This window comes from Pseudoalteromonas tunicata, from assembly GCF_002310815.1.
In the GTDB taxonomy this organism is placed as follows: Bacteria; Pseudomonadota; Gammaproteobacteria; order Enterobacterales; family Alteromonadaceae; genus Pseudoalteromonas; species Pseudoalteromonas tunicata.
The window spans coordinates 622110-634279 of sequence record NZ_CP011032.1; the positions used below are offsets into that span (position 1 = coordinate 622110).

General features: G+C 41.9%; 13 protein-coding genes and 1 riboswitch. Of the genes, 8 read left to right on the forward strand and 5 right to left on the reverse strand.

Annotation, left to right across the window (positions count from 1 at the left end):
* Positions 1-187: 187 nt before the first annotated feature.
* On the forward strand, positions 188-370 hold the full coding sequence (locus tag PTUN_RS02825) for a MerR family transcriptional regulator (protein WP_009838177.1): 183 nt from the start codon (positions 188-190) through the stop codon (positions 368-370).
* On the opposite strand, the gene PTUN_RS02830 is transcribed toward PTUN_RS02825, so the two are convergent.
* The 4 genes from PTUN_RS02830 to PTUN_RS02845 all read right to left on the reverse strand — a co-directional run bounded on the left by PTUN_RS02830 (position 367) and on the right by PTUN_RS02845 (position 4234).
* Positions 367-1209, reverse strand: a complete 843-nt coding sequence (locus PTUN_RS02830) for a phosphotransferase (RefSeq protein ID WP_009838178.1) — start codon at positions 1207-1209, stop codon at positions 367-369. The two genes, PTUN_RS02825 and PTUN_RS02830, sit on opposite strands and share 4 nt — an antisense overlap.
* Complete coding sequence (gene pnuC, locus PTUN_RS02835) at positions 1196-1828, reverse strand: nicotinamide riboside transporter PnuC (RefSeq protein WP_009838179.1); 633 nt, start codon at positions 1826-1828, stop codon at positions 1196-1198. The genes PTUN_RS02830 and pnuC overlap by 14 nt, the downstream gene beginning before the upstream one ends.
* A complete protein-coding gene (locus PTUN_RS02840) occupies positions 1825-2082 on the reverse strand; it encodes a YkoF family thiamine/hydroxymethylpyrimidine-binding protein (RefSeq protein WP_009838180.1) in 258 nt (85 codons plus the stop codon). The genes pnuC and PTUN_RS02840 overlap by 4 nt, the downstream gene beginning before the upstream one ends.
* 67 nt (positions 2083-2149) lie before the next feature.
* On the reverse strand, positions 2150-4234 hold the full coding sequence (locus PTUN_RS02845) for a TonB-dependent receptor (protein ID WP_009838181.1): 2085 nt from the start codon (positions 4232-4234) through the stop codon (positions 2150-2152).
* Between the two features lie 225 nt (positions 4235-4459).
* Between PTUN_RS02845 and PTUN_RS02850 the strand changes: the two genes are divergently transcribed.
* Complete coding sequence (locus PTUN_RS02850; RefSeq protein ID WP_009838182.1) at positions 4460-4861, forward strand: acyl-CoA thioesterase; 402 nt, start codon at positions 4460-4462, stop codon at positions 4859-4861.
* Here the strand turns inward: PTUN_RS02850 and PTUN_RS02855 are convergent, their stop codons facing one another.
* Positions 4862-5269 carry an META domain-containing protein gene (locus PTUN_RS02855; protein WP_009838183.1) on the reverse strand — a complete coding sequence of 136 codons (408 nt, stop codon included), beginning with the start codon at positions 5267-5269 and terminating at the stop codon, positions 4862-4864. It abuts the gene before it with no gap.
* Between the two features lie 159 nt (positions 5270-5428).
* Positions 5429-5542: riboswitch (TPP riboswitch) on the forward strand.
* A gap of 150 nt (positions 5543-5692) precedes the next feature.
* On the opposite strand from PTUN_RS02855, the gene thiC reads away from it, so the two are divergent.
* Genes thiC through PTUN_RS02885 form a run of 6 tightly spaced genes read left to right on the forward strand, consistent with a single transcriptional unit; the run spans position 5693 to position 12102 of the window.
* Positions 5693-7654: a phosphomethylpyrimidine synthase ThiC gene (gene thiC / locus PTUN_RS02860; RefSeq protein WP_009838184.1), complete on the forward strand. Its 1962-nt coding sequence runs from the start codon at positions 5693-5695 to the stop codon at positions 7652-7654.
* A gap of 18 nt (positions 7655-7672) precedes the next feature.
* Positions 7673-8746 (forward strand): FAD-dependent oxidoreductase, encoded by a 1074-nt coding sequence (locus tag PTUN_RS02865; protein WP_009838185.1) that lies wholly within the window; start codon positions 7673-7675, stop codon positions 8744-8746.
* Positions 8747-8751: 5 nt separating this feature from the next.
* Entirely contained in the window at positions 8752-8952 is a 201-nt protein-coding gene (thiS, locus tag PTUN_RS02870) for a sulfur carrier protein ThiS (protein WP_009838186.1), read from the forward strand.
* A gap of 2 nt (positions 8953-8954) precedes the next feature.
* The gene (locus PTUN_RS02875; RefSeq protein WP_009838187.1) at positions 8955-9749 is read left to right on the forward strand and encodes a thiazole synthase; all 795 of its coding nucleotides are present in this window, start codon (positions 8955-8957) and stop codon (positions 9747-9749) included.
* A 53-nt stretch (positions 9750-9802) separates the two neighbouring features.
* Positions 9803-11317, forward strand: a complete 1515-nt coding sequence (gene thiE, locus PTUN_RS02880; protein WP_009838188.1) for a thiamine phosphate synthase — start codon at positions 9803-9805, stop codon at positions 11315-11317.
* Between the two features lie 20 nt (positions 11318-11337).
* Positions 11338-12102 carry a HesA/MoeB/ThiF family protein gene (locus PTUN_RS02885; protein WP_040643810.1) on the forward strand — a complete coding sequence of 255 codons (765 nt, stop codon included), beginning with the start codon at positions 11338-11340 and terminating at the stop codon, positions 12100-12102.
* Positions 12103-12170 lie beyond the last annotated feature (68 nt).

Genomic DNA, 12170 nt, shown 5'->3' on the forward strand with positions numbered 1-12170 from the left:
AAGCTCGAGGGCAATAATAAATGTATCTTTGGCTAAATGCTAGCGCGAATATGCTAGATGCTTATTAAATCAACGATATTTCATTTTTTATTTCTGTGTTAGGATATTTTCTAGCAATTTTAGTCAATTGCGCTTTAATTATGTAGAGTGGTTTCACTTTTTTAAATATGAATTCTAGGAGAGTCTGATGGCATTAATGACAATTGAGCAAGTTGCAGAGTATTTAGGTGTCCAAGTTGAGCGTGTTAAGCGTTTAGAGCGTGAGAGCTTATTGATTGGTAAAGATAAAGATGATGCTGGCAATGCGATGTTTAATGAAGATGACGTACAGCGTTATAAAGAGCTTGCAGAACGCATAGGCGGGATTTAACTCTTTAATAGTAGAAGTGTTTGGATTTGCTGATACGTCAGCCCAGCCTCTGGTTGCAGTTGACGTGAAGCATACCAAAAGTAGCATAACAAACAGTAAATTAACTTAAAGCAATGTAGTTTTGTTTTGGCCTGAGCTAAATCGATCTTTAATCTATTATGGCCTAGGTAATAGTGTAGTAAATCTGTTTCTGAATTTTCCTCAAGTTTAAAATCGCAGCACAGTGCAGCCAAATCAAAAAAAACGTCATTATTAGCGGCATATTCAAAATCAATCAAAAACCATTTCGTTTCATTTTTATCTCGATTCACTATGATGTTATTGATCAGTAAATCATTGTGACAGTAGCCAGGTGTTGCTTCGAACTTCGCTTTATTTTCTAATAAATTATCTATTAATGTTGAAAACTCAGCGTAGTAATTAAGTGTGCTGTACTGTGCAAAATAATCGGTAAAACTAAGTGCGGGGCTGTTCGATTGCTGTTGATGTAATTGGCTCAGTAGCTTAAGCAGAGGCTTAAACTCTAGCATTTTTGGGTTTTCACCTGGCATAAAATCAAATAACGCTAAATTAGCTTTGAGGTCGCTCTTAATAACATCAGGGCATAAACCTAAAGAAGCGAGGTGTTGCTGCATCTCTAATTGTGGTTGTGGAAACGATGCTTGATAAAATTTAAGCAAATATTCTTGTTTATTGGTTTTTAGCCAGTAATTAGCGTTGCTCAAACCCGCTTTAAGGTATTGTGCTGACTGGAGCTGTTCATTGGGCAATAACTGACTTGTGACACTTAATAGTGCGTCAGGAAAAGGGCCATAGTGATTAAATTTAAGCGGGTGCACAGTCAGTTTCGATAGAGTTTTGCTGATATTGCTGATGCCATGTTTTAAATCCCCACGCTGCCATTACGGTATAAAAAATAAAAAGTACTAAGGTAGGGTAATAGCCTTTTTCGAAATAGAGATACATAGATGCAGCATCAATTACAATCCAATAAAGCCAGTTTTCAAGTACTTTTTGTGCTACTAAATAGGTACTTACGATAGCAAAGCAGGTGGTAAAGCTATCAAGATAAGCAAAGTCTGCATGAGTATAATTTTTCATGATAAAGCCAAAAGCAATACTGGCTATTGAGGTGGCCAAAATAATATTGCAGTGGCGTAAGGCTGACCAAGATTGGATTGAGGCTGTGGTATTATTTTTACTGCCTTTAAAGCGCCAAATCGTCCAGCCATAAATCGCCATCAAGAGGTAATAAACATTAAGAGCTGATTCCATCAGCAACGCGCCATTCCAAAAAAGTAACGTATAAATAGCGGTGCTAAAAAATGCGGCCGGCCAACACCATAAGCTTTCTCTTATCGCTAATAATAAATAGGCCATCGAAAGAGCTACTGCAATGTATTCCCAATGAGACATTGCAGTGAAACCGCTGACAGTTGAAGTTAAAAACTCGCTCATGCTTGTTCGGGTGATAAATCACCGCTGATAAATTTACAGACAAAAATCGCTTTACCAAATTCTTGATACGAGCGTTTTATTTCTTGGCTTAGTACACTCATTACTAAGTCATACTCGCCAAAAACTTGAGTCGACATGGTATTGGTGATCACCTTTAAGCCTGAGTGCTCATTTAAGCGGTCAATAAATCCTTTAATGAACGGTATATAATCTTGATGCAGTGGGTATTTGCTGATTTCTACTGAAAGTTGCATTGTTTAATCTCGTAATTTGCAAGGATCAGCAGATAATGGCTGATCCTTTAATGGATAATATTTGCGCTTAAAAACCATAGTTGAAGGTAACGCCAGCCACGCGAGGCTCGCCATATTGCACATAGGTATGCGTGTCGTAACCATCTCGTGGATCATTGCCAAACTCAAAGCCACGTACCGCATAGTCTTTATCAAATACATTGCGTGACCAAGCACTTAGCTCCCAGTTATCACGCTGATAGGCGATTTTGGCATTCATTAAATTATAATTATTCGATTTTGAATAATGGCTATCAGAGAAGTAATAATCGTCTTTACCTTCCAAGCCGATATTGATTAAAACATGCTCAGACGCAGCAAAATTAACATTAAATGCGTATTGATATTTAGGTGCTTGAGCTTGTTCATCACCGTCTTTATCTAGGCCTGAAGAGGTCACAAAATCATTGATTTTGGTTTCAAGGTAGCCAACGCTACCTGTTAAGGTAATGCGATCGGTTAGTTGGTATGAGCCATCAATTTCTAACCCATAGTTGGTACCAGAACTGGCATTATCGATATATCCGGAAAATTTTTGTCCGGCTACTTTCCAGTTTTTTAACTGAATATCTTCACGGTACATATAAAAAGCGGTTAAACGTAAAACGGTACGGTTATCAAGCGAAATACCTTTTACGCCAAATTCTGCATTCCACAAGTATTCTGGGGCAAAATAGTGATTGTTTACATCGATTTCAAGCCCGTCATCTTGTGCTTTTGCTAATGCTTCACCGTTAATGCCACCTGCTTTATAGCCACGAGACAAGCTGGTGTAAATCATGGTGCGGTCTTTTACATCGTGCTCAAGCGCAAGTTTTCCACCTAGCATGGTATCGTCGGTTTCTTTACTAAAACCATTATTATCGAGATAGTCGCCTTGGTAACGCTCTAACCGTAAGCCGGTAATTAAACGTGTTTTTTCGTCGATGTTATGCTCATATTGGCCAAATAGCGCCACGTTTTGTGTTTGATAAGACGAGGTAAAGTCTTTAGATTGCCAAGTATATTGGCGAGTTAAATCTACATCACGACTTTGGTAATAAAGTCCTGCCACCCAGTTTTGCTCTTTGCCTTTAACGTTTAATTCAGCAGTGCGGTCGGCACGCTCACGTAAATAGGCATCTGTTGAGCTATAACCCCAATCATGCAAACCCGCTTCGCAAAGTGTCGCTTCGTTTACATCATTACAGACCCAATCTTCGTCATAGCTGTAAAGTAACTCAGAATTCATTGCTGTGAGGTTAAATTCAACATTGGCAGCAGTTAAACCTGTGTATGTATTATGTAAGGCGAAGGCTTTGCTCAATTGATTATCTTCACCTGGCTCATCGGCAACACTGGTGCGGCTATTATCTAGCGTAAAGCCATCATAACCGTTATTGATGTCGGTATAGTGCACGGTTGCAAGGCTTGAAAATTCATCACTCCATTGCTGTGATACTTTTACGCGGCCGACAAATTCATCGCGCCCTTGGCCATCTTTAATGCCTAAGTAGGGGTTGTTTACAAAACCATCGCTGTTTGATTGATAGACACTGCCGTGAAATGCTGTTGTATCAGTTAAACCTTGGCCAAATGCGAGGCCTGCTTCTGAGCTGTTATAAGTTCCTGCACCCAATTTGATTTTCAGCTGCTGCTCTTGGCTTGGTAATGCGGTATTTATATTGATCATACCTGCGAGGGCATCCGCTCCAAAGCGCGTGCCTTGAGGACCACGATAAATTTCAACTTGTTGGCTATCAAATAAAAGCGCAGCGCCACCTAAGCCCGAATAATTAATGCCATCAATAATCACTCCAACCGAAGGGTTGATAGGATCTACAAACTGAGAGCGTAAGCCAACGCCACGAATTTGCACAAAGCGACCGCGCGAAGCTCCAGCGGTAAAATTAACATTTGCGGCTGCAGCGAGTAATTCGTCTAAATAGGAGGCATTGCGCTGGCTAATCTCAGCTTCAGAAAAAACTGAAGCACTAGCGCTTAGGGTTTGAATGCTTTCTTTTTTAAAATCCCCAGTGATTGAGATACGCTCAATGGCGGTGTCATCAGCAAGAAGAGGAAGCGCTATGGCCTGGCTGATTGCTAGCGCGAGTAAAGAGGTACGTAAATTCATTAAAGTTCACTTGTCCTAATTTGGGGGCTGTAGTGTATAAAAAAGTCCAAACTTTATAAAGACATTGCCATTTTAGTTGGGTTTAAATTTAGCTTTATCATATAACCAAACTAGTTGCTGAGGATGGGGGAGTCTTTTAATAAATAAATTTGTGGTAGTCGTCATACCATAATGAGGGCTTAGCTGTGATATAAAGCCTAAAAATTATTATTCAAGAGATTCAAAATGGTTTTTCGAATTGACTTAAAAGTACGTGATTACGAATGTGATTTACAAGGTATTGTTAATAATGGCGTTTATTTTAATTATTTAGAACATGCACGCCATGAATTTTTACATGCAAATAATGTTGATTTTGCCAAATTGGCGGCAGATAAAATTAATCTTGTGGTTATTCGCAGTGAAATCGACTTTAAAGCGTCTTTAGTGCCGGGCGATGAGTTTTATGTGCTAGTTACACCTAAACGCACATCAAAGCTTAAGTTTGCATTTGAGCAGCAAATATTTAGAACATGCGATGATAAGCTGGTGGTGGCTGCGGTTATTACTGGCACATCAGTGAATGAGCGTGGTCGCCCGTTTGTGCCAGCTGAAATTGACGCATTATTTCCGATTCAGAGCTCGTAATTACAATGAAGCGATACGCTTAAATGTTAAATGATGGCGACCAGCAATAATGAGTTGGTCGCGCTCAACTGTTAATGAAGCCATTTGGCTTAAGGTATCAATAATCAGCTCTTCTTGTTGAGTTAATTGCGGGTCGCAACGTTTGCGGCTCATGCCAAGTTCATCAATTTTAAATTGATTGTGACTTAATTTACCTTGGCCAAAAAAACGATTACAACCGGTAAAACCATGTACTCTCAGTCCATCGCTAAAGCTGAGCTTAATATTTGGATCGGTTAAAACCACATTGTCTAAAACAACCAACTGATATTGATTAAATTTAATTTTTTTATTGAGGTTTTGGCTGGTTGATTGACAGCCTGTCAGCAAAAACGCTACAAATAACGTGAAAATGGCGGCTAATCGCATGAAAATACTCAATATTGAAACAATACTCAATAATAGCAATTATTTAATCGTGCTGCTGTGGCAATTTCGTTAATAGTTTGCATGCCCTAATACTAAAAATTAACAGCTTTGCGATATTTGGCAGTTGCGTCTCAAATTTAGGATCAGTACACTAGCGTCAGTTACTTGTCGGAGTGCCTAAGTTAGGAAACTAATTATGGCTGAGATCGCGAAAGCGGGATCCGTGAACCTGAACAGACTAATATCTGCGTAGGAAACAAGCTGCCCTCATTCGGGTGTGTTTGTGCACTCGAAAAATGTGCACTCTCCCCCAAATGATGCAAAGACTTCGGTCACCTTGAACCTTTTTTCAGTGTTTATGCACACATCTTGAAAGCCAAAGATCTCTGACAAGACCATCATTAATGTTCAATGAGGTGCGTCATGTCACAAAATAACAGCAATGCAAGTAAGCCTTCTCGTCGTGAAACAAGACAGGCAGCGTCAGATTTTATCTATAACCTTACCGGTCAACCTTTTCCAAATTCAGCCAAAGTATATGTAGCCGGGCAGCAAAAAGGCGTAAATGTCGGTATGCGCGAAATCACCTTAGGCGATAGCTTTAAAGGTGGTACAGAAGAAAATCCAATTTTAGAGAAAAACGACCCAGTCAGAGTGTACGATACCTCAGGGCCTTATACCGATCCTGATTTTAAACTCGATGTGCGCCATGGTTTACCAAAGTTTCGTGAGCAATGGATTAAAGACCGTAACGATACCGAGTTACTTGATTCAGTCACCTCACAGTTTTCACAGCAACGTATGGCTGACGAAGGATTAGATCATATTCGTTTTGAGCATTTACCTAAAATACGCCGCGCTGTAGCGGGTAAAAATGTGACACAAATGCATTATGCCCGCCAAGGTATCGTCACACCCGAAATGGAATATGTCGCGATCCGTGAAAACATGGGGCGCGCTAAATTACGCGAAGAGATTCTGGCACAGCAGCATGCCGGTGAGTCGTTCGGTGCAAGTATTCCAGAATTTATTACCCCTGAATTTGTGCGTGATGAAATTGCCCGTGGTCGTGCGATTTTACCAAACAATATCAATCATCCAGAATCAGAACCAATGATTGTCGGGCGTAACTTTTTAGTCAAAGTGAACGCCAACATTGGTAATTCATCTGTGACCTCATCAATCGAAGAAGAAGTCGAAAAACTAGTCTGGTCAACCCGTTGGGGCGCCGATACCGTGATGGATTTATCAACCGGTCGTTATATCCACGAAACCCGTGAATGGGTGGTACGTAACTCCCCAGTACCCATTGGTACTGTGCCAATTTACCAAGCGCTTGAAAAAGTAAATGGGGTGGCAGAAGACCTTACGTGGGAAATATTCCGCGATACCTTGATTGAGCAAGCGGAGCAAGGGGTCGACTATTTCACCATTCATGCTGGTGTGTTATTGCGCTATGTGCCAATGACCGCAAAGCGTGTCACGGGCATTGTATCGCGTGGCGGATCTATTATGGCCAAATGGTGTTTGGCACATCATAAAGAAAACTTTCTTTATACCCACTTTGAAGATATCTGCGAAATCATGAAACAGTACGATGTTTGTTTCTCGCTCGGTGATGGCCTGCGCCCAGGTTCAATTGCCGATGCCAACGATGAAGCACAATTTTCGGAATTACGCACCTTAGGTGAGTTAACTAAAAAAGCGTGGAAACACGATGTGCAGGTATTTATTGAAGGGCCAGGCCATGTGCCCATGCATATGATCAAAGCCAATATGGAAGAGCAACTTAAACATTGTGACGAAGCGCCGTTTTATACCCTTGGTCCACTGACTACTGATATTGCGCCAGGTTATGATCATATCACCTCAGGCATAGGTGCGGCGCAAATTGCGTGGTACGGCTGTGCAATGCTTTGTTATGTCACGCCAAAAGAGCATTTAGGTTTACCAAATAAAGAAGATGTAAAAGAAGGTTTAATCACTTATAAAATTGCAGCCCATGCCGCCGATTTAGCCAAAGGCCACCCGGGTGCACAAGTACGTGATAACGCGTTGTCGAAAGCGCGGTTTGAGTTTCGTTGGCATGATCAGTTTAATCTTGGGCTTGATCCTGATCGCGCTCGTGAATATCACGATGAAACCTTACCGCAAGAGTCGGGTAAAGTGGCCCATTTTTGTTCCATGTGTGGCCCTAAGTTCTGCTCGATGAAAATTTCACAAGAAGTGCGTGATTACGCCAATGATTTAGAGGCGCGCGGTATTGACCCTAATAATGCAGGGGATGCTATCACCATCAAAATGGTCGATGTTGAAGCTGAAATGAAGGCTAAATCTGAAGAATTCAAGAAATCAGGTTCTGAGCTTTATCATCCAGTTGGCTAAATGAGGCGAAGCATCATTATGAAAAAACACATTGCGATTGTGGGGTTTGGTTTAACTGGTAGGCTGGCTGCTTTAGGGTTGGCTGATGAATTTACGCTGAGTATTTTTGAAGCCAGTGATATACAAGCCGCAAGTAGTGCCGGAGCGGTTGCAGCAGCGATGTTAGCGCCACAGGCTGAATCGGTGTTGTGTGAGCCTGATTTAGCTGAGCTTGGTTTGCGCGCTATTGCTCGTTGGCCTGAGATAATAGGGCACTTAAATGGCGATGTGTTTTTTCAACAACAGGGTGCGCTGATTGTGGCGCATCCACAAGATTTTGCCGATTTGCAGTTATTCGCTAATCGTTTAAAGCCGCTTGAGCAGCAACAAGCTCAATGGCTCAACCGTGAGCAAATTAATCAATTAGAACCCGCCCTAGGTACTCGTTTTCAAAAAGGTATTTTTTTGCCTTGCGAAGGTCAACTTGATAATGCCGCTTTTTATCAAGCCAGCTGTGAGACTTTGTTGCAAAAAGATATTACTTGGCATTTTGGTAGCAGAGTGAGCATTAATGGTAATGAAATTGCAGGGCAGGCATTTGATTTAGTGATAGATTGTCGTGGATTGGGTGCCAAGCCTGATTTAACAAAGCTTCGTGGTGTGCGCGGAGAAGTGGCGCGCGTTTATGCACCTGAAGTGGCGTTATCACGGCCTGTACGTTTAATGCATCCCCGATATCCGATTTATATTGTGCCCAAACCGAATCATGAGTTTGTGATTGGCGCTACAGAAATTGAGTCGCAAGATGAAGGGGCTGTTACGGTGCGCTCAACCCTTGAATTGTTATCGGCAGCTTACACCATTGATTCGGGGTTTGCAGAGGCGAAAATTATCAGCTTAAAAAGTGGCTTGCGGCCAAGCTTTGTTGATAACCGCCCACAAATTACCCTCAATAAACAATTGATTAGTATAAATGGTTTGTATCGCCATGGTTATTTACTGGCACCCGTTTTGGTCGATGAAGTGGTACGCCAAGCGCAGCACTTATTATTAGAATTTGATTTTATGCCAGCCAGCGCGCATTTAGCTGGCCTTGTGCAACGCGTGGATTAAAAAACATGAATATTATTTTTAATGGTCAAACTTTGGCCTTGGCAACCGCACAAATAAATTTAACAGAGCTGTTACAGCACCAAGGTGCAAAAGAGCCTTTTGCGGTGGCGGTGAATCAAACGTTTGTACCTCGCAGCCGTTGTGATGATTATCAAATACAAGCCGGTGATAGCATTGAATTACTCTCGCCAATTCAAGGAGGCTAACTATGGAATTATTTGATAAGCCTTTGACTATTTATGGCAAAGCCCTTAATAGCCGTTTGTTTATTGGTTCGGCACTTTATCCTTCACCACAAGTGATGCTCGATTCGATCGTTGCATCTAATGCTTCAGTGGTGACGGTATCCTTGCGTCGCCAAGGGACAGTTGAAGCAGGTGCCGATTTTTGGCAGCTGATCAAACAAACCGGGCTTAATATTCTGCCAAATACCGCAGGCTGTTATAGTGTCCAAGAGGCCGTGACTTTGGCGCAAATGTGTCGTGAGGTTTTTCAAACGAATTGGATCAAACTTGAGTTATTGGGCGATGAATATAACTTACAGCCCGATCCAATAGCTCTGCTTGAAGCAACGCGTATTTTGATTGCAGATGGTTTTGAAGTCTTACCCTATTGCACTGATGATTTAGTTATTTGCCAAAAATTAGTTGAGCTTGGTTGTGAAGTACTAATGCCGTGGGGCGCACCCATTGGTACAGGTAAAGGTTTACTTAACCCTTATAACTTAAAAGTAATACGTGAACGCCTACCAAATACGACTTTATTGGTTGATGCGGGGTTAGGTTTACCTTCTCATGCCTGCCAAGCAATGGAAATAGGGTATGATGCGGTTTTACTTAATTCTGCCATCGCCCAAGCAGGCGACCCCGTTTTAATGGCAAAAGGTTTTGCTGCTGCGGTAGAGGCTGGACGTGCGGGCTATTTAGCGCAAGCCATGCCTGAAAAAGAGCTGGCTAAACCCTCTACACCCACCATGGGTATGCCGTTTTGGCACCAGAATTAAACATGTGTTAAGTCGCATTTATTGAACTAATTGATAAGAGTGAGCAGTTAATTTTGAAAAGTATTATTTGGACAATCGCAGGTTCTGATAGCGGAGGTGGTGCTGGCATTGCCGCCGATATTAAAGCAATTGAAAGTTTTGGTGGCCATGCTTGCACCATTATTACTGCGCTAACGGCACAAAATAGCATGGGTGTTGAAGCCATTAATGCTGTCACTATCGAGGTACTAGAGTCACAATTTGCGGCACTTGAAAGCGATATGCCAGCCAAAGTGATCAAAATAGGTTTGCTTGCCAATATTCAGCAGGTTGAATTTGTTGCAGCTAAGCTTGCTCATTTTAAAGCCAATTGGCCGCTGCCGCCTTTAGTGGTGTATGACCCAGTTGCAGTGGCTTCAAGTGGTGAAACGCTGACCGAAGATGACATTATTCCAACACTTAAAAACACCCTGTTGCCGCTGGTGGATGTGATCACTCCCAATACGCAAGAAACCCAAATTCTCACTGGTCATTATTTAATTGGTCCAAGCGCAGTGCGTGACGCCAGTGAGGCCTTTTTTAATTTAGGTGTTGGCGCTGCTGTGATTAAAGGTGGGCATTGGGATTATCCGCAAGGGTATTGTGTGGATTACTGCGCTGTGCCTGGGCAAGAATATTGGTTGGGCAATGAAAAAATAATAGCGCCACACAATCATGGCACTGGGTGTAGTTATGCTTCAAGTATGGCTGCGTGTTTAGGGCTTGGTTATCCACTCAAAGACGCTTTTATTTTAGCTAAAGCTTACATTAATCAAGGGTTAAAGGTATCAGTTCGCATTGGGCAGGGGATTGGGCCTGTGGCTCATAAAGGTTTTCCACATGATTTAGCTGATTTTCCAACAGTCATTGAAGCCGGAAGCTGGCTGGGTAAAGAACTAGAGTTGGAGCCTTGGGATCGCCCAGTGGTAGCAGAATTTTCCCCGTCCGAAACACAGCAATTGGGCTTATATGCAGTGGTTGATAATTGTGACTGGCTTAAACTCTGTCTTGAAAATGGCATTAAAACCGTACAACTTAGAATTAAAAATAGCGACACTCCAAATTTAGCCGAGCAAATTCAAACCGCTGTTGCCCTAGGGCAGCAATTTCAGGCACGAGTTTATATTAATGATCACTGGCAACTTGCAATAGAACACGGCGCGTATGGCGTGCACTTAGGGCAAGAAGATCTTGATACTGCTGATTTAGTCGCAATTAAAGCGGCAGGGTTGAAGCTTGGTTTATCGACCCACGGCTTTTATGAAATGCTCAGAGCACATAATTATCAACCGAGTTATTTAGCCTTTGGCGCGATTTACCCCACGACTACTAAAGACATGACAGGCCAAATTCAAGGACTCGAAAAGCTTAAACATTTTGTACCTCTGATGAAAGCGTATCCGACAGTGGCGATTGGTGGCATTGATTTAATTCGAGCGCCAGAAGTTGCCGCCACAGGTGTTGGCAGTGTTGCTGTGGTTAGGGCGATTACTGAAGCGGCAGATCCGCTCCAAGCAATTAGTCAGTTGCAACAAGCTATTAAGGTTTAATACTAAGCGTATAAAGTGCGATGATGGAATTATCAGACAAAGAGCAGGTGCGTTATAGCCGCCAGTTGATGTTAGAGCAAGTTGGTTTTACTGGACAGAAAAAGCTCAAGCAAAGCAAGGTATTAATAATTGGTGCAGGTGGACTTGGTTCACCTGCAGCATTGTATTTAGCCGCTTCTGGCATCGGTCATTTAACCTTAATTGATGATGATAAAGTTGAGCTTAGTAATTTACAGCGCCAAATTCTCTATAAAGTGAACCATCTAGGTCAAAATAAAGTAATTGCGGCGCAAAAAAGCTTGCTGAGTTTAAATAATCAAATTGAATGTATTGGAGTGGTTGATAAATTAGCTGAACACAATGCGGCGAAGTGGATTGCAAGTCATGATGTTGTTCTTGATTGCAGTGATAATTTTGCTACCCGTTATTTGGTTAATCAGCATTGCGTGCAATTACATAAACCTTTAATTTCAGGTGCCGCAATTGCAATACAAGGCCAAGTAGTGTGTATTGCAAATCACCTTCAGAGTCATCGCGATGCACAAGGGTGTTACCAGTGTCTATTTCCGCCTTCATCGGCGCAAGAAAATTTAAATTGTAGTAATGCCGGAGTATTTGCTCCTTTATTGGGTATTATTGGTGCAATGCAAGCACAACAATGTCTAAATGTGCTGCTAGATCATGATTTTCAATCGCAATTTATTGTGTTTGACGCAATAAACTTCAAGCAAACGCGTTTTAATTTGACAGCAGATGAGGGGTGTTCAATTTGTCGAGCACCCTAGAAGGCTAGATTTACAAATTTTGACAAATAAGCTGTAACCAAAGGTGTCAATTGTGCCTAATATGTTAT

What these genes read in the sequence shown, in the direction of transcription:
- PTUN_RS02825 (WP_009838177.1), top strand. Translation starts at nt 188, where the DNA reads ATGGCATTAATGACAATTGAGCAAGTTGCAGAGTATTTAGGTGTCCAA.
- pnuC (WP_009838179.1), bottom strand. Translation starts at nt 1,828, where the DNA reads ATGAGCGAGTTTTTAACTTCAACTGTCAGCGGTTTCACTGCAATGTCT.
- PTUN_RS02840 (WP_009838180.1), bottom strand. Translation starts at nt 2,082, where the DNA reads ATGCAACTTTCAGTAGAAATCAGCAAATACCCACTGCATCAAGATTAT.
- PTUN_RS02845 (WP_009838181.1), bottom strand. Translation starts at nt 4,234, where the DNA reads ATGAATTTACGTACCTCTTTACTCGCGCTAGCAATCAGCCAGGCCATA.
- PTUN_RS02850 (WP_009838182.1), top strand. Translation starts at nt 4,460, where the DNA reads ATGGTTTTTCGAATTGACTTAAAAGTACGTGATTACGAATGTGATTTA.
- PTUN_RS02855 (WP_009838183.1), bottom strand. Translation starts at nt 5,269, where the DNA reads ATGCGATTAGCCGCCATTTTCACGTTATTTGTAGCGTTTTTGCTGACA.
- thiC (WP_009838184.1), top strand. Translation starts at nt 5,693, where the DNA reads ATGTCACAAAATAACAGCAATGCAAGTAAGCCTTCTCGTCGTGAAACA.
- PTUN_RS02865 (WP_009838185.1), top strand. Translation starts at nt 7,673, where the DNA reads ATGAAAAAACACATTGCGATTGTGGGGTTTGGTTTAACTGGTAGGCTG.
- thiS (WP_009838186.1), top strand. Translation starts at nt 8,752, where the DNA reads ATGAATATTATTTTTAATGGTCAAACTTTGGCCTTGGCAACCGCACAA.
- PTUN_RS02875 (WP_009838187.1), top strand. Translation starts at nt 8,955, where the DNA reads ATGGAATTATTTGATAAGCCTTTGACTATTTATGGCAAAGCCCTTAAT.
- PTUN_RS02885 (WP_040643810.1), top strand. Translation starts at nt 11,338, where the DNA reads ATGATGGAATTATCAGACAAAGAGCAGGTGCGTTATAGCCGCCAGTTG.